The sequence below is a fragment of the Desulfatiferula olefinivorans genome, from assembly GCF_054657895.1.
The window spans coordinates 142,005-166,775 of the sequence record NZ_BAAHXV010000001.1 but is presented as its reverse complement, the minus strand read 5'-3'; the positions used below and the strand labels follow the sequence as shown (position 1 = coordinate 166,775).

The following is a 24,771-nucleotide window of genomic DNA, read 5'->3' as shown; positions in this document are numbered from 1 at the left end:
TCCTTGTCGGTGTGAATCATCCGTGAGTGTGACGCAGCGTCAAAACGTTTCTATAATATGATGTCGAAATCACGTATTTCAACCGCAACGGATCATTTTTTGAGGAAAGGCCCTCTTCACTCCGACAGGGTGGATAAATCGCCCAGTGCCTGAACCAGCCGCCGGCAGGCGTCGTTTAAATCCCGAAGGGCCGTTTCTCCGTGGACCGGGCGCCCTTCCCTCAGGGCGACTTCCATGGCCCGGGCCAGGGTTTCGACCTCGTCGCCGCCGACGATGGAGGCGGCACCGGCCAGGGTGTGGGCCTGGCGTTCTGCGCCTGCGGCATCACCGTCGTCGAGCAGGGCTTTAAGGCGGTCCAGCTGATCGAAAACATCCGACAGAAAACTGTCCACAACGGTTTTCGCCAGCGTTTCATCTCCGTCCAGGCGGTCCAGCATGGCCCTTCGGTTCCAGACCGAAAGGCTCTGCTCCGCTGCCCCGGCTGCGCCCGCCTCCACCTGCTCCGGCCCATCGCCGGCCGCCGGCCTGTCCGGCAGCCAGGTATTGAGAACCGTCACCAGGGCCCGGGTGGACAGGGGTTTGGACAGATAATCATTCATCCCCGCCGCCAGACAGTCCTCCCGGTCGCCCTGCATGGCATGGGCCGTGAGCGCGATGATCGGAAGGCGGGCATGCCCCCTCCGGCGGATCTCCCGGGTGGCCGCAAACCCGTCCATCACGGGCATCTGACAGTCCATCAGCACCAGGTCGTAGGCCTGGCGGTCCAGGGCCTCAACGGCCGCCCGGCCGTTTTCGGCCACATCGGCGCTAAGATTCAGTCGCTCGAGCATCCCCTGGACCACCTGCTGATTGGTCAGATTGTCTTCGGCCAGGAGAATCCGGGCCGCGCCCCCGTCGAACCGGGGCGGCTGTTCCAGCACCTGGTGCCGGGTGGCAAGGGGCGGCTCCATGGCATAGGCCGCTCCGCTCAACGAAAGGCTCAACACGCCCTGGAGCTCCCGGGGGCGAACCGGCTTGGTCAGGTATCCCGAAAAGCCCAGCTCGGCCAGACGCCGGACGTCTCCCCGGACGCCCATGGATGTGAGCATCACCATTCGGAGGTCCGAAAAGCCCGGTTCGGCCGAGATCAGCCGGCCCAGGGCCTCCCCGTCCAGAGACGGCATGGTTTTATCGATCACCGCCAGTCGGTAGGGATCCCCCTCGTCCATCGCCGCATACAGGGCCTGGATGGCCGTGGCCCCGTCCCGGGCCTCCCGGGGCCGCATGCCCCAGGACATCATCCGCGCCGTCAGGATCCTTCGGCTGGTCTGGTTGTCGTCGACGATCAGCACGCGCACCCCGGCAAGGCCCTCCAGCTCAGGGACGTCCTCGGCGCTGGGACCGGAGCCCCGTTCAAACTCCGCGGTGAACCAGAAGGTCGATCCCCGGCAGGGCTTGCTGTCCACACCGATCCGGCCGCCCATCAGCTCGACCAGCTGCCGGGAAATGGCCAGCCCCAGGCCGGTGCCGCCGTACTGACGGCTGGTCGAGGCATCGACCTGGGTAAACTTGTCGAACAAGACGGCCTGTTTGTCTTCGGGAATGCCGATGCCGGTGTCCCGCACGGTAAAACGCAGAGACACGCGCCCCCCCTCGGCCCGCTCGCCGTCCACCGAGACCCGGATCTCCACCTCGCCCTCATGGGTGAATTTCAAGGCGTTGCCCGAAAGGTTGATCAGCACCTGACGCAGGCGGCCCGGGTCTCCCCGAAGCCGGGAAGGCACCTCCGGATCCGCCGAGCAGATCAGCTCCACGCCCTTTTCATGGAAGCGGATCGACAGGGCGGACGCCACGTCCTCCAGAAGCACGGTCAGGTCGAAATCCACCGTATCGAGGGTGAGCTTCCCGGCCTCGATCTTGGAAAAATCGAGAATGTCGTTGATCAGGGCCAGCAGGGACTCCCCGCTGGCCGCGATGGTCTGGGCGTAACGGCGCTGTTCCACGGAAAGGGGCGTGTCCAGAAGAAGGCCGGTCATGCCGATGACCCCGTTCATGGGGGTCCGGATCTCATGGCTCATGTTGGCCAGAAAATCGCTTTTGGCCATGCTGGCCGTCTCCGCCGCCACGGCCATATCATTGGCCCGGGCAATGGCCTCTTCGAGTTTGGTGTTGATCTCGCGCAGTTCTTCTTCCACCTCCTTGCTCCGGGTGATGTCGGTGTGGGACCCGGCCATGCGGACCGGAATACCCTCGTCATCCCGCACCGCCTCGCCCCGGGCCAGAATCCAGCGGTAGGTGCCGTCCTTGTGACGCATCCGGAATTCCAGTTCGTAACGGCGCTCCGTTCCGGCCAGATAGGTGTCGACCGTGTCCATCACCCGGTTTTTGTCGTCGGGGTGGATATTGTCCGTAAAGGATTCGAACCGGTTGGGCAGCTCCCCGTCCTCATAGCCCAGCTGCCGTTTCCACTGGGGCGACAAAAACAGACTGCCCTCCCGCAGGTCCCAGTCCCAGATCCCGTCGTTGGATCCGCGCACGGCCAGTTCGAACTGTTCACGGCTGGCGGAAAGGGCCCGCTCCACCTGCTTGCGCTCGGTGATGTCGAGGGCGATGTGCATTTTCACCAGGCGGCCGTCAACCCATTCGACCGCGTATTCCCGGACATCGTACCAGCGGTCGTTGCTCCGGTTCAGGTATTCCCGGGCTTGGGGCCCCGTGGGACGTCCCATCTCATCTCTCAGACGGTCATTCTGACAGAAGGGACAGGGCTCATCGTAATGATGCAGCGTTTCATAGCAGGTCTGTCCCAGAATATCTCCCCAGACCTTCTGTCCGTAATCGTTGACGAACAAGATCTCGTAGGTGTCGAAATCCATCACGTACACAAAGGCGTCGATGCTGTTCAGGACCGCCATCAGGCGCTCTTTGGACTCACGCAATTCTATTTCGGTCTTTTTCCTGTCGGTGATATCGGAAAACACGGTGGCGAACCTGCGCCCGCCAAGGGGGTAGGCGTGGATAAAAAAGTAGCGGTCCAGGGCCTCGGAATACTGATCGACACTCACGGGCTCTCCGGTCAACACCACCGTGCCGTACAAGTCGATGAACGGGGTCTTCTCGATGCCGGGCAGCACCTCCCGGACCCTGCGGCCGATCACCTGATCCGCCGTCAGACCGGTGTGGGTTTCAAAGGCCGGATTGACGGAAAGAAAGATGTAATCCACCGGCCGTCCCCCGTCATCGAGCACGATTTCGTGGGTGGCGATGGCGGCGATGGCGTGTTCGATCAGCTGATGGTATTCCTGCTCCCGCTCGTTGAGCAGGGCGGTGCGTTCGGCCACCAGCAGTTCGAGCTTTTCACGACGCCGGGTCAGAAGCAGGGCCACCGCGGCCAGGGCGGCGGTCATCAAAAAACCGGTCACGCCCATGCGCACGGCTTCCCGAACCGGCCGCAGCCGGAGGAAGTCTTCGCCGGCATGGGCCTCGACGGTCATGACCCGGCCAAAGGCGGGCAGGGGCCGGCTTAGGGCAGGGGCTCCGGATTCCCTGGAAAAACAACCGCCCGACGGGGCCCCAAGGGTGCGTACGGACCCATCGGGTTCGACCAGCCGGACAGCCAGATCGATCAGCCGCTCATCCCCGGCGGGGCCGATCAGAGCCTCCGGATCCATCACCGCCAGGACAAAGCCGCGAAGAACGCGGCCCCCATCGTCCCGGGCCGGGACATCATACACGGCACGAAAAACCCAGAGGGTGGGACGGACCGTGCCCCGGTCATTGTCGGTCGGAGCGAGGGTCAGGGTGGGAAGGCCCGATCGGGCCGCCTCGTCCAAAACGGACCGGCTCGCCGCATCGGTCCCGAGGTCGAGCCCCTGTTTCAGGCCCGGGTCCGCAACCGGTTCGACAAAAGAAACCGGAAACGAGGGGTGTTTCCCGTCACCGTTTGTCGCTGAAATCCAGGCCCAGGATCTCACCGCCGAATGCCCGCTCACATGGGCCGTGTACCGCCTGAAGGCACCGGGAGAAAGAGCCCCGGTTTCATGGACCAGGGCGGCCAGCCCTTCCAGTTCGATGCGACCCACATCATGGATCCGTTCGACCAGCGATGAAATCCGGCCGTCGGCCACCTGGACAAAGTCCTGGTGCCGGGTTTCGAGTTCCCGGCGGTGGGCCGTTAAGGCGGCATATGCCGTCATAACCGTCCCGACGGCGATGACCATCAGCATGTCGCCGTACCGGAGCCGGCGGCCGGCGAAACCGGGTCTGTGCGATCTCAGGTTCAGAAGAACGCCGCCGGCCGCCAGAATAATCAGCATCGACAGGGCGGCCGCCATGGCGGGAGCCCCGGCGACCCACCGGCACCGCTCCCAGTCCAGGACGGAGGTTTCCATGCCCAGCACGGCCACGCAGGCACCGCCCGCCGGTTCCCTGATCGGAGCGAAGGCGCAGAGCCAGCGTCCCCACCGGTCTTCCGAGGGTTCTGCGATCATGGGCCTGCCGGTTTCATACACCCGACGGAGCACCGCCTGATACCGTGAGAAATCGGCCTCAAAGCGGCCCTCCGCCAGAAACTCTTCCGGAGTCCCGTTTACATAGACGGCCATTTCCCCCGAATCACGGCGGCCCATCAGACAAAGGGCCCGACAGCCCGGCGTCAGGTTGCCGACAAGGGCCAGCTGACGCCTGATCCGTTGATATCCTTCCGATTTATAATCGTCAGGCGTGCCGGTAAAGGTGCGGATCCGTTGGGCGTTCATCGTCTCGACAAGTTGACGAACCTGCTCGATGCGCCGGGCTTTCAGACGGCCGAGGGTCCGATCCATCTCCTTCAGGGTCAGGGCCGCGCCGACAAGCACCACGACGAACGCAAGCCCGAGCATCCACAGCAAAGCCGATGGTTGTTTTTTCATTTCCCGGTATCCCGATGTCACGACGGATCGTCACGTTTCTTTACGTGTATGATTGCCCCGCCCGTCATCGCGGCCATGGACCCTGGCCGGAATCCGGGCATGCGGCGGCCGCCGGGAAAAAGGCTCTCCTGACGGCGGCGCAGCCGGGGGGCGCTTGAACCGAAAAAGGTAGGAAAACAGCCCGGGGCACGTCAGGCCTCTTTTTTCTCCCGGGCGATCATGACCGAGCAGTGGGCCTTGTGAGCCACGCGCTTGGCCACGCTCCCGAAAATCACCAGACCCATACCGCTGAATCCGTAAGACCCCAAAACCACCATATCGATGTTGTTTTCCTCGAGGTAGGTGATGATTTCCGTGGACACGTGCCCGTCCAGAATCACGAGTTTGCGCTCCGACAGATGGGCCATCCGTTTGCCGAAGGTCTCTTCCATCTTCTCTTCCATCTTGAGGATCAGCGTTTTCTGGGCATCCAGGGAGGCCTGGGGCATGGCGTCGCCGATCAGGGGCACTTCGAAATCCGAAATCATCGGATTGACCGGCTGGGGAAGCACATGCAGCACATGAAGGGCGGCATCGAATTTCTCCGCCATTTCCAGGGCGGCCTGAAAGGCGATTTCCGCGTTGTCGGAGAAGTCGGTACAGCAGGCGATGGTTTTGATGGTCATGGTGTTGCTCCTTTGGCTATGAGGTTGAACTCCCGTTCAGGAACAAAGGCGTGAAAGTGCATTGATTATAGCCAATCCCCACGTCAAAGGCAAGGAGTCGATGACGATAGTCGTGGGAGCGCTGCCCAATGGCCGGAAAGCCGGTGAACCCTTAGCTTCGGGAATGGCACCCGAAAACGGCATGGATAAAAAAGGATCTTTGTCGTTGATCAATGCCATGAAACGCTAAACCGGTGTTCACGGCATTGGCCGGCCTGCGGGGCGGGTTTTCAGCTCAGACGGCGGCGTCGGTGGGGGCCAGGTGGACATCCTTGAACCTTTCGGTGATTTCCGGCAGGCAGGCCATGAACGCCTCGACCACCTGGCTGTCGAAGCGGGTTCCCGCGTCACCCTGGATGATACTGATCACCGTGGTGAGGGGAAGGGGTTCGTAGCTGATCGTCCGGTCATCGATGTATTTGGGATAATCCCGCCGGGCGGTCAGGGCGTCGAACATGTCGGCCACGGCCATGATCCGCGAGGCCAGGGGAATCTCGTCGCCCCTGAGACCCAGGGGATACCCGCTGCCGTCCATTTTCTCGTGATGGGATCCGGCGATGAGGGGCACCGTTTCCATGTTCTGGGGAAAATAGAAATTTTCCAGGATTTCCCGGGTCTTTCGCGGATGAATATCCATGACGGCCTTTTCCTCGGGGGTAAACCGTCCGTTTTTCAGCAGCACCTCGTCGGGCACGGCGATTTTTCCGATATCGTGCATCAGGGTGGCCAGCCTCAGGACCCTCAGCTCCTGCTCGGGAAGCATCATTTTCCGGGCGATCATCAGGGAAATTTCCGTGACCCGCTCGGAGTGGCCGGCGGTGAGGGGATGCCGGGCGTCCACCGTGGCCGACAGGGTCCGGATGGAGCTGTCGAAGGACAGGCGCAGTTCCTCGTGGAGCAGGGCGTTCTTGATGATCCTGGCGGCCTGGCCCGCGATGGCCGTGATCAGGCCCAGATCCTTGCTGGTGAAGGCGTCGGTCATTTCCAGCGAATAAAGGATCATGATGCCCAGGATCTCCTCGTCGATCATCATGGGTACGGCGATGGTGGATTTCACTCCCTCGAGCATGATGGATTCGGCGATGTTGAACCGCTGGTCCGAGGGCACGTCCGTGGAGATCACGCCGGTTTTCTCGTCCCGGACATAGCGGATCAGGGTCGACGAGATCCTCAGCCGTTCATCCCCCCGTCGGCTCTTGTAGCTGTGGGGTTTCATCTCCCCGTCCTTGTCGACCAGGAGGATCACGCCCTGGTCGTATTCGAGAAATTCGAAGGTCCGGTGAAGGATCCGGTCCAGGGTCTTGGCGATGTCCCGCTCCAGGTTCATCTCGTTCTGAAGCTCATAGGTGACCCGCAGTTTTTCGTAATCCGCCCTCAGGTCGCGCTCGTTGGTGATGCGGTCCTCGGACAGGAAACGGGTTTCGGCCTGGGGCGGCATGGTGGTGCTGAACAGGCCCTCGTCCTCATCGCCGATTTCCACCATCCGCGACGGGTCCTGGCTTTCGGTCTCGAAAAGAATAAAGATGTTGCCCAGACGGATTTCATCGCCGTCGAACAGGGTGGTCGCCTCCCTGACCCGCCGGTTGTTGACATAGGTCCCGTTGGTGCTGTGTCGGTCCTCGATGGTACAGGTCCGGTTCCGGTCGATGGTAATCATGCAGTGGATCTTGGACACCGAGGGGTCGAGAATCTGTATGGTGTTTTCCGAATGCCGTCCGACGGCATTGTGGTGTCCGAGTTCGAATATCTGTCTGCCCGTGGGCGAAATGACGGTGATGCGGGCCATACCTTTTTCCCTCTCAAACGCGCGCGTGTGATCTGTCGTGATCGACAAAGGGTATTTTTATCACAAGCCGTCGCGTATGAAAAGGACGGAAAAACACTGTTTTTCTTTTTCTTTCAAACGCTTCTAAAACCGGGCATTGACAGGTTTTTCTCCGGCCCTGTATACTGGTTTGCATCCATCGCACCATCTAAAAAACCGTTGCAACCCACACCTCGGAAGGCACGCCATGGCACGCATCCACGACATCCCCCTGCCCTTTATCGTGGGCGGGAAAGCCGTCGAGCGGGAATACGACGGCATTACCGACGACCTGCTCAGCGGCGGAGCAGGCCGCGAGGGGCTGAGACGGCCCGAACCGCCGTTTCTCCCCAATCCCGACCGCCCCCGGTCCGAGGACATCCGCAAACGGACCCTTCGGCAGAATTATCGCGCCCTGGCGGACCTCTCGGCGCCCTGGTACGGAAGGGATTACGGCCCGGGCGCGGCCTACGGATCGCCCGAACGGATCGCCGGGCTGGAATTTCTGGCGCTGATGGAGGGCCGGGTGACGGTGATGCTTCAGGTCCCCCGTCATTTCGACAGCAGGAGACCCTTTCTGATCGCGGCCCCCTCGTCGGGGTCCCGGGGGGTTTACGGCGCCGTCGGCGTGGTGGGGGAATGGGCTCTCCAGCGGGGATTCGCCGTGGTGTATACGGACAAGGGCACCGGCGTGGGCTACCATCATCTGGACCCGAACCGGGTCTGCCTGATCGACGGCCTGTGGGACGACGCGGACCGGGCCGGGGCAGGATCGACCTTCACCGCCGCAACACGCGAACAGATCAGCAGGCACAGCCGAAACCGGCCCTTTCGCCTGGCCGTCAAGCACGCCCACGCGGGGCTCAATGCCCAGAAAGACTGGGGCCGCATGGTGCTGCAGGCCATCGACGTCGCCCGGTTTCTCCTTGACCGGATGTATCCGGGCATCCGCCCCCGGCTTCGGGTCATCGCCGCCGGGATCTCCAACGGGGGACTGGCCTCGATCATGGCCCGGGAGCAGGACAGGGAAAACCGCATCGACGCCCTGGCGGTGTCCGAACCCAATGTGACCCCGATGTACCGGAACGACCTGGCCATTATGTGCGGGTCGGCACCGCCCCTCACCGATCACTCACGGCACCTGATCGATTACGTCACGCTGTTCAACCTGTTCCAGCCCTGCGCCTCCCTGGCTCCCGAGGCGGCCTTAGCCCCCCTGGGCCCGGGGCATTTCGGGCTGACCCGGAATCGCTGCGAAAACCGGTGCCTGTCCCTCGCAGACAAGGGCCTTCTTGCCCCAGGCAGCATGGAATCCATGGCCCGCCAGGCCTCTCGCATCCTTTCGTCCTCGGGCATCCTGCCCGACCAGGCCCTTTTCATGCCCTCCCACGACGCCCTGAACGTGTACCGGAGCATCGCCGTGACCTATGTATCCCAGTACGCCTGCGCCTCGGTTCTGGACCACCTTTCCGGCTACAGTTTTTCAGCGGTTGACGGCCGGGGACGGCCCCGGCCCCTCTCAGAGAAGGAAGAGGCCCTGTTGTTTTCCGACCAGAGCGGCATTCCGCCCCTCGGGCCCGTCGCCCTGATCAATGATCGTGATCCGGACGGCCCCCGGGAAGACCGCCAATCTTTGTCGCCGTCCACGGGCCGGGAGGACCTGAACCTCGACGGTGCCCTGTCCCTCCGCCGCCTGGTCATCGGCATCGACGAACAGGGACGAGCGCTTTTTGGCGAGGAAGAACGCCTCCACCGGCGGGTGAGGCGGGGCATGGAGGCGGTTCGGGTCTCGGGCAATCTCAGGGGCTGCCCGGCCGTCATCGTCACCGGGCGTTCCGACGCGGTGATTCCCGTCAACCACGCCTCACGCCCCTATGTGGGCGCAAACCGCCTGGCGGAAAAAAGTCGGAGCCTACTGCGGTATTACGAGGTCACCCAGGCCCAGCATGTGGACGCCCTGAACATGATGTACGCCGACACGGAGCGCTGCGATCACCCGATGCGGCTGACGCCCCTTCTCGTCTACTACCGCCGGGCCCTTGACCGCATGGTCGACCACCTCGAGACCGGCCGCCCCCTGCCCCCGGATCAGGTGATCCGTCCGGACGCGAACCGGGACGACCTGCCGGACATCGCCGATTCGCCGGCCCCGGAAAACCGGATCCGTTTCGAATCAAACGCCCTGTTCATTCCCGACTGACGCCCCCTGATCCGGATCGGGTCCGAACAGGGCCACCCGGTTCCGGCCCATGGCCTTGGCCTGATACAGGGCCGAATCGGCCTTGTTTAGAAGGCTCTCGGCGTTTTTCTTGTGATCGGGCGTTTCCGACGCCACCCCCAGGCTGATGGCCAGGGGAACGGCTTGCCCGCCCACGGTGAATTGAAGCCTCTCCACGCAGAGCCGGATCTTTTCCGCCACCTGCATGGCCCCGGCCGCACCGGTACCGGTCAGCAGCACACAAAACTCTTCCCCGCCGTACCGGGCCAGAAAATCATTGTCCCGGTGGAGCTGTTTCCGGATGGCCCGGGCCACGGCTTTCAGACATTCGTCCCCGATCAGGTGACCGAAGGTGTCGTTGATCCGTTTGAAATGGTCGATGTCCATGATCAGGCAGGACAAGGGGCTTTTGTCCCGGATCGACCGGGTGTATTCCTTGTAGTAGATCTCGTTGAAATACCGCCGGTTCTTGAGGCCGGTCAGGCTGTCGGTGGTGCTCAGTTCGCGCAGGCGGGCGTTGGCGATTTCAAGCTCCCGGGTGCGCAGCCGCACGTTGTTTTCCAGATTCTCGTTGGCCTGTTTCTGGATCAGAAGGGCCTCTTCCCGGGCCTGACGGGTCAGGGTCTCCATTTCCAGGGCCTTGGCCTGGGCCATCCGGGCCCGCTTCTCGCTGGCAAGGGCCGCCTTCTGGGCCTTGTACCTGTTGGACTTTTCCATGCTCAGGCGATCGGCCAGGGCAAAGGACAGAAGAATCACCTCGATGGCCGAACCGAACTGCAGGGTGTTTTCGGTCAGAAAGTTTCGCGGGACAATCCCCAGCTTGTTCAGGGCCATGATCAGCCCTCCCACCAGCATCACCAGCCAGGAGACCGTGTAGTACCGGGCCGCCGAGTATCCGTCGATCCAGCGGAGAATCCCGGCGAACAGCGAAAAAAAGATCATCACCAGGGCATTGAGAATCACCAGATGGATCACGCTCCGGTAGGGCAGCACGCAGCAGAGCAGCAGCTGCACGCCCAGAAAGATCACCAGATAGATGCTCCACTGGTTCATCCGGGGCTTGTTGCCGGGAAGATCGAGGAAGATCCGGGTGAACAGGAGCCCGAAAAGGACCAGACTGGAAATGCTGACGGCCACGGCCTTGTCGTTCCAGATAAGGCAGTCCGGCCACAGGTACTGGAAGCTGAATCCGTTCAGGCAGGACAGGAAAAGCGCCATGGAAACGACATAGCACACGTAGTAAAGGTAGGATGCCTCGCGAACGGAAATGAACACGAACAGATTGTAGAGAATCATGGCCAGCATGATCCCGTAATAAATGCCGTATCCCAGGGTCCTGAGCTGCCGGGTTTCGATGAAGGCCCGGATGGAGAAAAGGTCAAGGGGGATCTGCATGGAAGAGGTGCTTCGGATACGAAACACCAGGTCCACGGTTTCCAGGGGAGCCAGGTCCAGGGGGACCAGATAGGACCGGTAGCGAATCAGGCGGGCCGAAAACGAAAAGCTGTCGCCCATCAGGCAGGATTCCACCTGACCGTCCGGCCGCACCACAAAGACCTGGATGGAGTCCAAAATGGGGTAGGCGATCTCGACCAGGCGGGACAGGCGCTCGGCTTCCACGTTTCTGAGGGTGGCTTTCAGCCAGAGCACCGAATCGGAAAACCCGAAATTGATGGTGTCGGTTTCGGCCATGAACCAGCCCGGGTTCCGGTCGTCGGCCAGAACATCCGAAAGGCTGAGGGTGCCGGTCCGGTCTTCGAGCATCTCGACCCGGCTTCCCAGGAGCAGGTGGTCGGTGTTCCGATCAAGGGAGATCACGTTTCCCCAGGCCGTCTGTCCGGCGCCGGTCCAAAGGGCACCGAAAAAACAGAAAAGGAATAAGCCAAGCATCCGGCCTGATGGTTTTTTGCACCGCGTCATCATGTCCCCCCGTGATCGTGTCTGCCTGTGTATAAAATCTCTGTTTTTTTTTCGCAAGAAAAAGCTCAATAAAACAGTCCCTTCAGCCGATAAAATTGGCAAGGTTCCGTGGACGCAACCCCGTCTTCTCCGCCCGCACCCCTCCGGTATGCCGCCCGGTTTTCGTGTCCGCCCGCCCCAGGCAAGGATGCCGATCGATCAACCCAACAAAGGATGGTCCCATGAAAATTGCAAGCCACGATATCGCCCTCGCCGCCAGACGGGTGTACGGGCGGCACGATCAGGAACACGAAGAACTGAAGGAATGGGGAACCCCGGCCCGTCCGGGACGGGCCGCAGGCAGCGCGGCCGACCGACGGACGGCGCAGGTCGCCGACCGCGTGAGCCTCTCCCGGGCAAGCGCCCGGAACCAGGCGCCCTCCGGCCCGGCTGTTTCGACGGCGGAAGCCCCGGCTGCAACGGATGAGGAGCAGGGACTCGACGCCCGGCTGATGACCCTCAAACGGATGATCGAATCGATCACCGGCCGGAAAATCTCCCTGACCCATGTGTGGAAGGACCCGGAAACGGCCGCTGAGGCGGGCCCCCAGTCTGAAAGCGCTCCGCAGGCCGAGGCCCCGGCCGAACAGGAATGGGGCATGAGCTACACACGCTATACCTCCCATTACGAATACGAACAGACGGATTTTGCCGCCACAGGCACGGTGCGGACCGCCGACGGCCAGGAAATCTCCTTTGCGGTGAATCTGTCCATGAGCCGGGAATATTTCAGCGAGGAACGCCTGACCGTCACGGCCGGAGCCCCCCTGATCGATCCTTTGGTGATCAATTACGACGGCCGCGCCGCCGAGCTCGAGGACCTGACCTTCGAATTCGATCTTGACAGCGACGGTAAAAACGATACCCTCCACACCCTGGCCCCGGGCAGCGGTTTTCTGGTCTTCGACCGGAACGCCGACGGACGGATCACCAACGGAACGGAACTGTTCGGACCCCAGAGCGGCGACGGTTTCGCCGAACTGGCCGTCCATGACCAGGATGCCAACGGCTGGATCGACGAAAACGACGCGATCTACCGAAAGCTGGCCCTCTGGCGGCGCGAGAACGGCACGGATCTCCTCACCGGCCTCGCGGAGGCCAAGGTGGGCGCCATCTACCTGGGCCGGGCCGACACGGACTTCGACCTGACCGATGCCGACAACGCCCTTCAGGGCCGTATCCGGAAAACCGGCATCTATTTGAAGGAAGGCGGCGGCGCGGGCACGGTACAGCAGATTGATTTTTCAGCCTGATCCTTTCACCTGAGGTGACCCGTGACGGAATTTCTCCCTTCGATGTCCGGCCCGATGTTCCTGGGCCTTTACCTGCTGCTGGGCCTTGCGGCGGGAATCCTCGGCACGCTGCTGATCCGCCTGGACGGCTCCCTCAGGCGTCCCCTGCCCGAACCCTCCCGGCTGTCTCCGCTGGAGACGGCCGTGCTTGCCGGAGGCCGTAAAGACGCCCTCCGGCTTTCGGTGTTCCGGCTGATCGAGGCCGGCGCCGCGACGATCCGGGACACCTCCCCCCGGCCCACCCTCAAACGAAAAAAGAACAAGGGGCCAACCCTGACCGACCCCCTGGATCGCATGGTCTATGAGCATCTGAAGACCCCTGCGGTGCCGGGGGATCTTTTCAGGGACCAGGCCCTGCTTGACGAGGTGGACCGGCATCTGTCGGACGCGGACCGGGCCCTTACGTCCCTCGGCCTTTTACGGGGCATGGACGACCGTTTCCGCATCCGCCTGATCATGGGTCTGACCGTGGGCGGCATGGGAGTAATCGGAATCCGCCGGGTGATCCACGGCATCGTCCATGACCGGCCCGTGGGGTTTCTCCTGATGCTCATGGTCGTCGTCCTCTATGTCCTTTACACGGTTCTGCGCCCCCTGCCCCGGTCGCGAACCCGTCTGGGCGACCGGTTTCTTGCCAAGGCCCGGTCTCATTTCGCCTGGATGGAAGACGCCATGACCCGGGGCGACCTGCCCGAAGGCGTCGATCCGGCCCTGCCCCTGTCCCTGTTCGGCCCCAAAGTTCTGGCCGGTCTTACGGCCTTTGCCCTCTTTCATGGGGCCTTTGACCCCGCGGCCCTGGCCGAATCGGCAGGCGCGGCGTCCGGATCATCCGACGATACGGGGTACGGCTGCGGCAGCGGATGCGGGGGTGGGGGCTGCGGCGGCGGGTGCGGAGGCTGTGATTGAGCCCCCGGACGCCCCGCGCCGACGGATCGGGATTCAAGGTCCAGTGGCACCTGACCGAACGCTGCAACCTTTCCTGCCGCCATTGCTACCAGGACGCCCTGCCCCCGGCCGAGCCCGATACGGCGGACCTTTTCCGGACGTTTGACGCAATTCGGCGATTTTTCGATTTTCTCAGCCGGCAAAGCCCGCCGCCCCGTCGCCTTCACCTGAGCATCACCGGCGGCGAGCCCCTGATCCGCGACGACCTGTTCGCCCTCCTCGACCATCTTAAGCCCCACCGTCATCGGTTCGGCCTGTCCATCCTGACCAACGGCACCCTCATCGACGGGACCGTGGCCCGTGCCCTCAAGCGGCATGCCCCGGACAGCGTCCAGATCAGCATGGACGGTCCCGAAGCGATTCACGACCACATCCGGGGACCGGGCAGCTTCCGGGCGGCCCGGCAGGGAGCCGCCCATCTGATCCGGCAGGGGATCCCGGTGGTCTTTGCCTTCACCGTCCACCGGGAAAACAAAAACAGCCTGGGCCGGGTGCTTCGCCTGGCACGGAGTTTAGGGGTGCGCACGGTCTGGGCCGACCGGCTGCTGCCCCGGGGCCGGGCCGAAGGACCGGATCTCCGCCCCCTGTCCGCCGAAGAGCTTCAGGATTTTCACCGCACCATGGCCCGCCACCGGCGCTCACTCTGGAACCGGATCTATCCCCGCACCACCCTCGCCATGCACCGGGCCCTCCAGTTTCTGGAAGGAGGCGGCCGCCCCTATCGCTGCCGGGCCGGAAGCGGCCTTCTGGCCATCGGCCCCGACGGCACCGTCTGGCCCTGCCGGCGGATGCCCCTGTCCCTGGGAAACATCCATGCCTCGCCCCTTGAAGACATCTATCGCCGTCACGATGTCCTAATCGGCCTTCGAAACAGACGCGCGGTTCCGAAGGGCTGCGAAAACTGCGTCTATCTGACCCTCTGCCAAGGCGGGCTGCGCTGCCTGTCCTTTGCCCGCTTCAATGACCCCCTGATCCGGGACCCGGACTGTCCGGGGCCCTTCCTCCAGGGCGTCACCCATGCAGAAAAGCCTTGATCCCCCGGCCGGGAACCTGTAGCCTGAAACCGTCAACCCGAGCCCTGTGCCAAAAACGCGTTTTCCCCTGGAAGGATCCGACATGTTTCTCATTTTCTTCACCGGCGTCCTGATTCTGGGACTGGTGTACATTCATGCACGGTTTACCCTGCATCTGTGCGAAAAACCCGCCCACCGGTATCTGGTGCTCGGCCTGCTCGTATCGGTGGTGGCCTCCGTGGTGGGCACCCTGACCCTGAAGGTCCGTGGGCTGGCCGGCCCCCTGGTCGACGGCCTGGCCTGGTTCGGGTACCTGGGCATCGGACTGTGCTCCTTTCTTTTGACCCTTCTGGTGATCACCGACCTGATGATGTTGAGCCTCGTTCTGATCCGTCGCATCGGCGGCAGGGAGGCCCGTCCCCGACGGCCCGATCCGGATCGCCGTGTCTTTCTCAAAAAAAGTGCCGCCTGGACGCTGGCCGGCGGCACCCTGGTTCTGGGCGGGGCGGGTCTGTTCGGAGCGAAACGGCAGCCGGCCGTCCGGGAGGTGCGCCTGCCCATTGCCGGCCTGCATCCGGACCTTGACGGATTTTCCATCGTCCAGATCAGCGACATCCATCTGAGTTCCACCATCGGACGGCCCTTTCTCGAAGACGTCGTCCGGCGGGTCAACGCCCTTTCGCCCTCCCTGACGGCCGTCACGGGCGATCTGGCCGACGGCCGCGTGATTCATCTGGGCGAGGCCGCCGCCCCCCTTCAGGATCTGGTCTCCACCCACGGCACCTTCTTTGTCACGGGCAACCACGAGTATTATTTCAACGCCCGGGAATGGATCGACCACCTGGAAACCATGGGGATCACCGTGCTGACCAACGAGCACCGGCTGATCCAATCCGGTGAGGGACGGCTTCTGGTGGCCGGGGTTCCCGATCTTTTCGCGGATCGCTTCATTCCGGACCATGTCTGCGATCCGGCCCGGGCCATGAAAGGAGCCCCGGACGCCCACGTGAAGATCCTTCTGGCCCATCAGCCCATGGGGGTGTTTGAGGCGGCCCGGGCCGGATTCGACATTCAGATCTCCGGCCATACCCACGGCGGCCAGTTCTTCCCCTGGACCGTCGTGGTGGGGCTCAACCAGACCTTCATGGCCGGTCTGTACCGCCACGGTCCCACCCTGCTTTACGTGAGCCGGGGCACCGGCTACTGGGGCCCGCCCATGCGGCTCGGCGCCCCCTCGGAAATCACCCGCCTTATTCTGACGGCCGCCTGAGGCCTCGGGTCCGTCGCATGGGCTGTGGGCATGCTTTTCTTTGACTTGATCCGGGGTTTGGGTGTAATATGATCCGCATCACACCCTGATACGATTCGAAGCCTTCACGCTCCTGAACCATGACCCGCACCGGGGGAAAGCCGCCGTGACCGACACAAGCCTCAGCCTTGACCGCATCGTCATGACCATCAAGGACGCCTTCATCATGATGGACCCAAAAGGACGGGTCGCGTTCTGGAACCGGAACGCCGAGGCCATGTTCGGCTGGTCGTCGGAGGACGTCCTGGGCCGGGACCTGCATGGGCTGATCGCGCCGGAACGTTACCACGAGGCGTTCCGCAAGGGGTTCGACGCCTTCGTCCGTCACGGCACGGGGCCCGCCGTCAACAAGGTTCTCGATCTTTTCGCCATCCACCGGAACGGCCACGAATTTTCCATCGAACTGACCCTGGGGGCGGTCCGGATCGCAGACCAATGGTACGCCGTGGGCATGATCCGGGACCTGGCACTGAAAAAACAGCTGGAATTCCAGCTGCTTCACGCCGAACGCCTGGAAGCCCTGGGCACCCTGGCGGGAGGATTCGCCCATGAATTCAACAACATTCTTGCTTCGATCATGGGCTACGCCGAACTAGCCCTGGACGATGCGCCAAAAAACACCCTGCTTTACAGCAACCTCACCGAGGTACTGACCGCCGGAAACCGGGCCAAAGATCTGATCCGGCAGGTGCTGAAATTCAGTCGTCAGTCCGGGGCTCTCTCCGAGGCGTTGCACATGAAAACCCAGGTCCTGGCCACGATGAAAATGGTCCGGGCCTCACTGCCCGACGCCATCGACATCCGGCTTGATCTGCAAAGCGAAGAGCTGATCTATGCCGACCCGGCCCGGATCCATCAGATGATTCTCCATCTGTGCACCAACGCCGGTCAGGCCATGCCCGACGGCGGGACCCTGACCGTCGCCCTCGAGGATGTCACCGACCCCAACGCCTTGCCGCCCTCCCGTCGGGCCGCCCCCTTTTCTCCCCACATCCGGCTGACCGTCCGGGACACGGGGCGCGGCATGAGTACCGATGTGCTTTCACGGGCCTTTACGCCCTTTTTCACCACCCGGGACCAGGGCGACGGGGTGGGCATGGGGCTCCCCATGGTCCACGGCATCGTCAGCGGACTTTCCGGCTGGATCCATCCCGAAAGCGAACCGGGCAAGGGATCGAGCTTCGAGATTTTCCTGCCCTGCATGGAAAAAACCGAGGGTAAACCGGTGATCGTGACCACCACCCTGGCCCACGGGGAGGGGCACATCCTGTTTGTCGACGACGAAACGCCCATCCTCAAGCTGGGCTCCCATCTGCTTGAACGCATGGGCTACCGGGTCGAAGCCGTGAGCAGCCCCCTTGCGGCCCTTGAACGGTTCCGGGCCGATCCGGACGCCTTTCACCTGGTGCTGACAGACATGAACATGCCCGATCTAAACGGCCTGGACCTGGCCGCCCAGATGCTGCGCATCCGGCCGGATATCCCCATCGTGCTGTGTACCGGCTACGGCATCGACCTTTCCGACCGGAACGTGGCCCAGTCCGGCATCCGGGCCATTGTGAACAAACCCATCCTGGCCGATGAAATCGCCGAAACCATCGGACGCCTGTTAACCACATGATAGAGGGAGGACGCCATCATGGCCGATATTCTGATCATTGACGACGACACCCAGCTCTGCGCCATGCTCAAACAGCTTCTGGAACGCCGGGGCTATCAGGTGATCACGGCCGCCGACGGCGACGAGGGGCTCGCGCTCTACGCCCGCGAGGGCGCCAGGCTGGTGATCACCGACCTGATCATGCCGGTCAGGGAGGGCATCGAAACCATCGCCGAACTGATCAAAAGCTCGCCCGATGTCACCATCTTCGCCATGTCCGGCGGCGGCCGCCTCAAACCCGACAGCTACCTGAACCTCGCCGAAACCTTCGGCGCGATCCGCACCTTCACCAAGCCCATCGACCGCACGGCCCTGCTCGCCGCCGTGGCGGAGGTTCTGGCCTGACGTCCTTTCGGATTATAATGGATAATCACACAGGTCGCCGAGGTAATTCTCCACCCGGATCATGTTATCCGGGAGCTTCGACACCGCATAGGGGGAGAGGGGGACCTTGCCCTTGCCGCCGGGAAGGTCGATGACGTAGTGGGGCACGGCCATGCCCGAGGTGTGGCCCCGGAGGCCCCGGATCACGGCCAGTCCCGTTTCGACGGAGGGGCGGAAATGAGCGGTTCCGGCCACCGGGTCCGGGTGGTGGAGGTAGTAAGGCCGGACGCGGATGGTCAGGAGCTTGCGCATCAGGGCCTGCATGACCGCCGGATCGTCGTTGACGCCCTTGAGCAGCACGGTCTGGCAGCCCAGGGGGATGCCCGCATCGGCCAGACGGGCGCAGGCCCGGGCCGCCTGGGGGGTGATCTCGTCCGGATGATTGAAATGGGTGTTCACGAAAACCGGATGGTGCCGGGCGATCATCCGGACCAGACGGTCGGTGATCCGCATGGGCAGGGTGCAGGGCATGCGGCTGTGAATCCGGATGATCTCCACATGGCGCGCCTTGCGGATACCGGTCAGAATCTTGTCCAGGGTTTCCGTGGGCAGCATCAGGGGATCGCCGCCCGACAGGATCACGTCTCGGACGGCCGGGGTTCGCCGGATGTAATCGATGCCCGCCGCAAGGGTGTCCGAGGGGGGGATCGGCGCGACCCGGCCGATGCTGCGCTTACGCATGCAGTGCCGGCAGAACATGGCGCAGGTGTCGGACACGAGAAAGACCACCCGGTCCGGGTAGCGGTGAATGAGGTTCGGAACCGGAGACTGGCCCGTCTCATCCAGGGGATCCGCCGTGAGGGGACCCTCCAGTTCCCGCAGATCGGGAACGGCCTGCCTGCCCAGGGCATCGTCGGGATCGCGGATCAGCGACAGATAGTAGGGATTGATCCGCATGGGGTACCTGACAATCACCGCGCTCCGGTCCGACAGATCCCGGCCGAACACCGCGTTTAACGGCGCCGGACTCACCACGCTTTCTGCGAGAAGGTCCTGCCAGTGACGGGTCGTCACATCCTTTTTCCTCTCAGATGATGCCATGAAGACAGCCCCCTTTTTTGCCCAGTTCGTCGACGCGACGGGTCACGGCCGGATCGTCGATAAGGGGCGGGGCATGGTGGGGCTTGAGCCGGGCGTCGATGACAAGGGGCCCTTTGCAGCCCCAGTGTTTGCGCTCGATAAAGGCCCCCACCCCGTGGATGTCCCGGGCCGGATCGGACCGGGTGAAGGTGACCCAGAGCAGGTTTGCAAGGGTCCGCCCGGCGAACTCGCTGTCTTCGGTCAGGATAATCAGGGGCTGACCGGTCAGCTCCTGTTGGGAAAGCACCTCTTCAAGACGGGCGATGTCGGCATTCGCGACGCTTTCGTCCGTATAGGGCGGCGCGCCGAGGGCCAGCACGCCGGGCAGGGCCTGGACCGGCCGGCCGAAACCGTGGGGCAGGGAAAGGGTTTCGGGAACACGGACGGCCAAGTCCCGGATTTTGTCTCCGGCGGCCGCCATCACCACCTTCGAACCCTGATTGAGGCCCGTCCCCGAATAGTCCAGGGTATCGATGACGGTCCGGGTCTGGAAGTGCAGATCCCGGGCAAAATCGATCCGTTCGAGCACATGTCTGAAAAAAGCCGGGATATCGTGAATGTCCGGATTCGGCCAGTCCTCCCGGGCCGTGATGATCAGGTACTTGGCCAGGGCGCAGTGGCCGAAGCCCAGGATGGCGTTTGCCTGGGTCAGCAGTTCCATGGGCCGACGCCTGTCATAGGGCGTGTAGCGTTCACTGCCGACGGCCAGAAGCAGCGGGTGGACCCCGGCGGCGTCCACGGCGTGAACGGCGGACACCCCGGGCAGGGTCACGGGAACCATGGGATCGGTGATCTCATGAATCAGCGCGCCGAAACAGGTATCTTCCTGGGGAGGCCGCCCCACGGCGGTAAAGGGCCAGACGGCGTCTTTCCGATGGTAAACCGCATCCACCGTCAGATAGGGGAAGGGATGCCTCAGGCTGTAATACCCCAGATGGTCGCCGAAGGGGCCCTCGTCTTTGGTGTCGGTCATGCTGAGGGTGCCGGTGATGCAGAAATCGGCATCGGCGGACAGCACACGGCCGTTTTTCCGGATGTAACGGAACGACCGTCCGGCCAGGGCCCCGGCGAAGGCCGCCTCGGGCAGACCTTCGGGCAGGGGCATGACGGCGGCGAAGGTATGGGCCGGGGGACCGCCCACAAAGATGCTGACCGGAAGGGCCCGTCCTGCGGCCAAAGCCTCCGCATGGTGAATGCCGATGTCCCGCCGGATCTGGTAGTGAAGCCCGGCCTCCCGGTCGGGAACGTAGTCGTTGCCGCTGATCTGCACCCGGTACATGCCGAGGTTGGAATGCATGATGCCCGGCCGGACCGGGCTTTCCGAATACACCTGGGGCAAAAGGATGAAGGCGCCCCCGTCGTCGGGCCAGGAGACGATCTGCGGCAGGCTGGACAGGGTGGTTGTGCCCTCCTGCACCGGCCCCCGTGAGCAGCGCCGGGGCAGGGCGCAAAGAGCGGTGAGGGGAAGAGACGCATGCTTCCACGGCGCCTTGAGGACGGCGGCCGCATCGGCCTTGGCGGCGATCAGACGTTTGACCCGGGACAGGGTGGACCGGAAAATAAACCGGCACCGGTCAAGGGTGCCGAACAGGTTGGACACCGCGGGAAACGGGCTGCCCATGACACTGGGATAGAACACGGCCGGGCCCTGGTTTTCATAGACCCGCCGCTGGATTTCGGCCATTTCGAGATAAGGGTCCACCGGCCGGTCGATCCGGACCAGCCGGCCGTGGCGTTCCAGATCGGTGACGCATTCCTTCAGACTTCGGTATATCATGACGCTCGCTCCGTGGGGTTAGAGATCAACCTCCTCTCTATACCCGAAGCGAATGCTGTTATCCAGATAATAGACCCGGCTGGGCAGATATTTGTACCATTTGACCTTGAACGAGGCCTCGATGGCGGCAAAGGTGCTGATGGGCGAGATGGCCCGCCCCATGTCCCGGATGAAGCTGAACCGGCTGATGTAGATGGCGTAGGCGGCGGTGGAGGCCATGTCGAACCCCGCTTCGCTGAGGGTGCCGATCATCTGGACCCCCCGGATGTCCGACCAGCCGGAGGAATTTTCGTGGACCGAGGCGGCCACCCGGTCGTCGCCCAGCCCGTGAACAATATGACGGGAGTCGGGATTGGAAAAAAAATAAAAGGCCCCGGAATTGAGGACGTAATACAGCGGCGACACCCAGGGCTGGGATCCGTCGCAGGTTCCCAGGGTGATGATGTGCTGGGAATGCAGAAGCTCCAGCGCTTTTTTGCTGATTTCGTATGTGGCGTTCTCCACGAGCGTATTCTCCCTGTCGCTTGGGATGGGATTGGAATGGGATCGATAGAATGTTTGACGATTATAACGGCCCATGGCCCTGATTGCAAGGGATTCCTTAAGAACGAACAGGACCGGGGGCAGGCATCCGCCAATCATAGATGCGATTGCCAAGGGTGATGAACTCGTAAAAAGTAGAATTTCAGACGGCTTTGTAAAATGTTCGAGATCAAGGCTTGCGAATCCGTAAGGAATGATGCGTACTTAGGGTACGCCGCAGTGACGAGGGATGACGCGTAACGCTTAAAATCGGACTTCTAAGGAAGTATCATGGCAATACATGAATTATCATACTGAATTTATGATATAATTATTGCTCAGCTTCGGGTTTGATACCCCGCCCCTTGGGGCGCAAAAAATCGTCTAAGTTTTTTCAAAGACGGCCCAATACCTATCCAATCGCATGAATGATCTATAAAACACATGGGCCTCTCCTGCCTGACGGATTCATGCCGTTCACGTTTACGGTCACGAGCACGCGCACGTTCACGATGGCGGTCGAACAGGTCTCGGCCTACCGTGCACGTGCTCGTGCACGTGAACATGCACGTGAACGAATGCGACATGCAGTTGCCTTGGTCCCAATGCCCCGGTAGCTTGGCAACAAAGCGATTTAACACTCTTCCTTTCGAATATGTGGCCGTTCGTGGCCTGTGAAGCTTTTTACGAAGCCGTCATGGGTGACGGGCTTGACTCTGCGGGGAGCCTGGTGTAAGCAAAAACATATGTAACAATTCGTTGCCTCGCGTCATGGCGAAACGACACCCTCACCCGTTCGGAGACAACACGTGAAATCCATTTCGTTCGATCCCGAAATCTGTGCGACCTGCCCCACCGTCGACTGCCTGATGGAATGCCAATATCTTTCGTTCACCGATATTGACGACGCCCGGGCAGAAAAACGCAACATCAACGAAGGCCGGGCAAGCCGGGTCCTGGACCAGTGCCTGACCTGCTATGCCTGCCAGGAATACTGCCCCAACGGCAACAACCCCTTCTATGTCCTGGTGGAACGCCAGGAAGAACACAACATCCTGCCCGCCCCGCGACCCATTGTCGAGGAGCAGCTCCGGATGATGGCGCCCAAGGGCCGAATCACACGGCAGACGGTCCGGGAACCGGTCATCGACATGTGCGCCTTTCCCATGTTGACCGGATGTGTGCGGGGTTCCCTGTTTGACGGGGCCTCGACCATTGTGGGCACGGATATCTTCTGCAACATCATGTGGCTTCATTTCGCGAAAAATTCCACCATCCGGGAACGGGTGCCCGCCATGATCGAGAACATCATGACCTGTTACCTGAAGGATTCCGGCATCGACCGTCTGATCTGCTTTCACGACGAATGCTACGGCACCTTCACCAGCCTGTGCCGGGCCTACGGAATCGAGGTGCCGTTCACCCCCATCCACCTGTTTGACTACATCAACGGCCGTCTGGATGCCCTCCGGGACCGCATTCGGCCCCTCGATGTGACCATCGCCTACCAGCGGCCCTGCTCCAACCGGCTGATCCCGGAAACCGACGCCGTCCTCGATCAGGTGTTCGAAAAAATCGGCGCCCGACGGGTCCCCCGGACCTACGACCGGGGAAACGCCCTGTGCTGCGGCGGGGTGCCCCGGGCCCATCAGCGGGACGAACTGGCCGATGACCTGGTCAAAAAAAATATCGACGACATGGTCGCCTGCGGGGCGACCTACTGCGTGTTCAACTGCCCGTTCTGCATGGCCACCCTGGGCCAGGAGACGGCGGAACGGGGACTGATGCCGATTCTGGTCAGCGATCTGGTCCTCACGGCCCTGGGGGAATGATGATGATTCGTGAACTGATCGCCCGGCTTGAAGCCGTCGTCGGGCCCCGCTATGTGAGCGACGCCGCCGAAGAGCGTTATCTGTATTCCATGGACCAGGGCACCATGCCCCCGGCCCCGCCCGATGCCGTGGTGCTGCCCGGGTCCACGGAGGAGGTGCGGGACATCGTCCGTCTGGCCAACGAGCACCGCATTCCGGTGGTTCCCATGGGCGCCGGCCTGGTGCTGTCCGGCCTGACCCGGGCCCTCCGGGGCGGCATCATCGTCGACATGAAACGGATGAACCGCATCGTCACCGTCAACCCCGTCAGCCGCTATGCCGTGGTCGAAGGCGGCACCTCCCAGGGCATGCTGAAGGCCTACCTGGAAAAACATCACCCGGATCTCAAACACTCCATGCCCGATGCGCCGCCCATCGCCACCGTGGCGGGCAATGTCTGTATTCACGGATCGGGCCATCTGTCGGTGCTGGGCGGGTCCCATTCGGACATGCTCACCGGCATGGAAGTGGTGCTGGGGTCCGGCGAGGTCATCCGGACCGGCTCATGCTCGGTTTCGCCGGACTGGTTTTCACGCTCGCCCCTGCCCGACCTGTCGGGACTGTTCCTGGGATGGTCCGGCACCACGGGCATTGTCACCCGGCTGGGCATCAAGCTTTTTCCCAACTACCGGTTCAACGACGTGCTGATTTTCGTGGCCGAAAGCGCCGATGCCATGCCCGACATCATTTCCAGACTCACCGCGGTCCAGGCGGCCGAGGACATGACCCCCTGGATGACCCCCAAACCGGCCTGGGCCAACGGATTTTTGCATATCAACATCGCCTTCGGCGCCCATTCCAAAAAGGAACTGCTCTTCAAGCGCAACCTGATTCAACACTCGGTTCGGCCCTACATCGACCGGAAGGAGGCCGGTTTTCTACCCCTGCCGCCCGCCGAGAAAGGGCGGTTTCTGAGAATCCCCTCACCGGACCTGGCCCGGTTCGCCGACCTGCGCAAAGGCGGAGGCTTTGAGTACGTGGGCGCCATCATGGCCATCGAGCATTTTCCCGACGCCTACCGGGCGGGCCTGGCCATCGCCGAACGATTCAATGTGGCCTATTCCCTGGGGGCCCGCATCATCGGGGCGGGTCACGCCATGATGTTCTTCTTTGCCTATGCCTTCAACCGGGCGGATGCAAACGACGTCAAACGGGCGTCCGACGCCCTCGAAGCCACCAACGAGGCGGCCCTGTCCCTGGGCGGCATTCCCTGGAAAGCCGAGGAACCGGCCCAGAAACGCATCATCGACCACATGGATCCGGAAACCTTTGCCCTGATGAACCGCATCCGGAAAACCCTTGACCCCAACGGCATCATGAACCCCGGAAACTGGGAGGCCTAAG

16 protein-coding genes are annotated in these 24,771 nt (G+C 62.5%); 9 read left to right on the top strand and 7 right to left on the bottom strand.

What is annotated here, in order from left to right; genetic code table 11:
- Nucleotides 1–116: 116 nt before the first annotated feature.
- The 3 genes from ACYQ11_RS00620 to ACYQ11_RS00610 form a co-directional block, all read right to left on the bottom strand.
- A complete protein-coding gene (locus ACYQ11_RS00620; RefSeq protein WP_459921793.1) occupies nucleotides 117–4,889 on the bottom strand; it encodes a response regulator in 4,773 nt (1,590 codons plus the stop codon).
- 191 nt (nucleotides 4,890–5,080) lie between these two features.
- Nucleotides 5,081–5,554 carry a universal stress protein gene (locus ACYQ11_RS00615; RefSeq protein ID WP_459921792.1) on the bottom strand — a complete coding sequence of 158 codons (474 nt, stop codon included), beginning with the start codon at nucleotides 5,552–5,554 and terminating at the stop codon, nucleotides 5,081–5,083.
- 274 nt (nucleotides 5,555–5,828) lie between these two features.
- Entirely contained in the window at nucleotides 5,829–7,379 is a 1,551-nt protein-coding gene (locus ACYQ11_RS00610; RefSeq protein WP_459921791.1) for an HD domain-containing phosphohydrolase, read from the bottom strand.
- 226 nt (nucleotides 7,380–7,605) lie between these two features.
- Here ACYQ11_RS00610 and ACYQ11_RS00605 point away from each other — a divergent pair, with 226 nt between their 5' ends.
- Nucleotides 7,606–9,597 carry a 3-hydroxybutyrate oligomer hydrolase family protein gene (locus ACYQ11_RS00605; protein ID WP_459921790.1) on the top strand — a complete coding sequence of 664 codons (1,992 nt, stop codon included), beginning with the start codon at nucleotides 7,606–7,608 and terminating at the stop codon, nucleotides 9,595–9,597.
- Here ACYQ11_RS00605 and ACYQ11_RS00600 read toward each other — a convergent pair.
- A complete protein-coding gene (locus ACYQ11_RS00600; protein ID WP_459921789.1) occupies nucleotides 9,571–11,433 on the bottom strand; it encodes a sensor domain-containing diguanylate cyclase in 1,863 nt (620 codons plus the stop codon). The two genes, ACYQ11_RS00605 and ACYQ11_RS00600, sit on opposite strands and share 27 nt — an antisense overlap.
- 323 nt (nucleotides 11,434–11,756) lie before the next feature.
- On the opposite strand from ACYQ11_RS00600, the gene ACYQ11_RS00595 reads away from it, so the two are divergent.
- From ACYQ11_RS00595 to ACYQ11_RS00570, 6 genes are all read left to right on the top strand, one after another.
- Nucleotides 11,757–12,827, top strand: coding sequence for a DUF5057 domain-containing protein (locus ACYQ11_RS00595; protein WP_459921788.1), 1,071 nt, complete (start codon nucleotides 11,757–11,759; stop codon nucleotides 12,825–12,827).
- A 21-nt stretch (nucleotides 12,828–12,848) separates the two neighbouring features.
- Nucleotides 12,849–13,772, top strand: a complete 924-nt coding sequence (locus tag ACYQ11_RS00590; RefSeq protein ID WP_459921787.1) for a TIGR04222 domain-containing membrane protein — start codon at nucleotides 12,849–12,851, stop codon at nucleotides 13,770–13,772.
- Complete coding sequence (locus ACYQ11_RS00585) at nucleotides 13,769–14,845, top strand: radical SAM protein (RefSeq protein ID WP_459921786.1); 1,077 nt, start codon at nucleotides 13,769–13,771, stop codon at nucleotides 14,843–14,845. The genes ACYQ11_RS00590 and ACYQ11_RS00585 overlap by 4 nt, the downstream gene beginning before the upstream one ends.
- 82 nt (nucleotides 14,846–14,927) lie before the next feature.
- Nucleotides 14,928–16,094: a metallophosphoesterase gene (locus ACYQ11_RS00580; protein WP_459921785.1), complete on the top strand. Its 1,167-nt coding sequence runs from the start codon at nucleotides 14,928–14,930 to the stop codon at nucleotides 16,092–16,094.
- A 145-nt stretch (nucleotides 16,095–16,239) separates the two neighbouring features.
- Entirely contained in the window at nucleotides 16,240–17,754 is a 1,515-nt protein-coding gene (locus ACYQ11_RS00575) for a hybrid sensor histidine kinase/response regulator (RefSeq protein ID WP_459921784.1), read from the top strand.
- An 18-nt stretch (nucleotides 17,755–17,772) separates the two neighbouring features.
- Nucleotides 17,773–18,138 (top strand): response regulator, encoded by a 366-nt coding sequence (locus tag ACYQ11_RS00570; protein ID WP_459921783.1) that lies wholly within the window; start codon nucleotides 17,773–17,775, stop codon nucleotides 18,136–18,138.
- Between the two features lie 12 nt (nucleotides 18,139–18,150).
- Here the strand turns inward: ACYQ11_RS00570 and ACYQ11_RS00565 are convergent, their stop codons facing one another.
- From ACYQ11_RS00565 to ACYQ11_RS00555, 3 genes are read right to left on the bottom strand one after another with little or no spacing between them, the layout of a single operon-like run.
- On the bottom strand, nucleotides 18,151–19,218 hold the full coding sequence (locus tag ACYQ11_RS00565) for a KamA family radical SAM protein (RefSeq protein WP_459921782.1): 1,068 nt from the start codon (nucleotides 19,216–19,218) through the stop codon (nucleotides 18,151–18,153).
- Nucleotides 19,205–21,034, bottom strand: a complete 1,830-nt coding sequence (locus tag ACYQ11_RS00560) for a UbiD family decarboxylase (protein WP_459921781.1) — start codon at nucleotides 21,032–21,034, stop codon at nucleotides 19,205–19,207. Before ACYQ11_RS00560 ends, ACYQ11_RS00565 begins: the two co-directional genes overlap by 14 nt.
- A gap of 18 nt (nucleotides 21,035–21,052) precedes the next feature.
- On the bottom strand, nucleotides 21,053–21,538 hold the full coding sequence (locus ACYQ11_RS00555) for a pyridoxamine 5'-phosphate oxidase family protein (RefSeq protein WP_459921780.1): 486 nt from the start codon (nucleotides 21,536–21,538) through the stop codon (nucleotides 21,053–21,055).
- An 827-nt stretch (nucleotides 21,539–22,365) separates the two neighbouring features.
- Between ACYQ11_RS00555 and ACYQ11_RS00550 the strand changes: the two genes are divergently transcribed.
- Nucleotides 22,366–23,388: a heterodisulfide reductase-related iron-sulfur binding cluster gene (locus ACYQ11_RS00550; protein WP_459921779.1), complete on the top strand. Its 1,023-nt coding sequence runs from the start codon at nucleotides 22,366–22,368 to the stop codon at nucleotides 23,386–23,388.
- Nucleotides 23,385–24,770, top strand: a complete 1,386-nt coding sequence (locus ACYQ11_RS00545; protein WP_459921778.1) for an FAD-binding oxidoreductase — start codon at nucleotides 23,385–23,387, stop codon at nucleotides 24,768–24,770. The genes ACYQ11_RS00550 and ACYQ11_RS00545 overlap by 4 nt, the downstream gene beginning before the upstream one ends.
- Nucleotide 24,771: the final 1 nt, after the last annotated feature.

What these genes read in the sequence shown, in the direction of transcription:
- ACYQ11_RS00620 (WP_459921793.1), bottom strand. Translation starts at nt 4,889, where the DNA reads ATGAAAAAACAACCATCGGCTTTGCTGTGGATGCTCGGGCTTGCGTTC.
- ACYQ11_RS00610 (WP_459921791.1), bottom strand. Translation starts at nt 7,379, where the DNA reads ATGGCCCGCATCACCGTCATTTCGCCCACGGGCAGACAGATATTCGAA.
- ACYQ11_RS00605 (WP_459921790.1), top strand. Translation starts at nt 7,606, where the DNA reads ATGGCACGCATCCACGACATCCCCCTGCCCTTTATCGTGGGCGGGAAA.
- ACYQ11_RS00595 (WP_459921788.1), top strand. Translation starts at nt 11,757, where the DNA reads ATGAAAATTGCAAGCCACGATATCGCCCTCGCCGCCAGACGGGTGTAC.
- ACYQ11_RS00545 (WP_459921778.1), top strand. Translation starts at nt 23,385, where the DNA reads ATGATGATGATTCGTGAACTGATCGCCCGGCTTGAAGCCGTCGTCGGG.
- ACYQ11_RS00615 (WP_459921792.1), bottom strand. Translation starts at nt 5,554, where the DNA reads ATGACCATCAAAACCATCGCCTGCTGTACCGACTTCTCCGACAACGCG.
- ACYQ11_RS00570 (WP_459921783.1), top strand. Translation starts at nt 17,773, where the DNA reads ATGGCCGATATTCTGATCATTGACGACGACACCCAGCTCTGCGCCATG.
- ACYQ11_RS00580 (WP_459921785.1), top strand. Translation starts at nt 14,928, where the DNA reads ATGTTTCTCATTTTCTTCACCGGCGTCCTGATTCTGGGACTGGTGTAC.
- ACYQ11_RS00565 (WP_459921782.1), bottom strand. Translation starts at nt 19,218, where the DNA reads ATGGCATCATCTGAGAGGAAAAAGGATGTGACGACCCGTCACTGGCAG.
- ACYQ11_RS00560 (WP_459921781.1), bottom strand. Translation starts at nt 21,034, where the DNA reads ATGATATACCGAAGTCTGAAGGAATGCGTCACCGATCTGGAACGCCAC.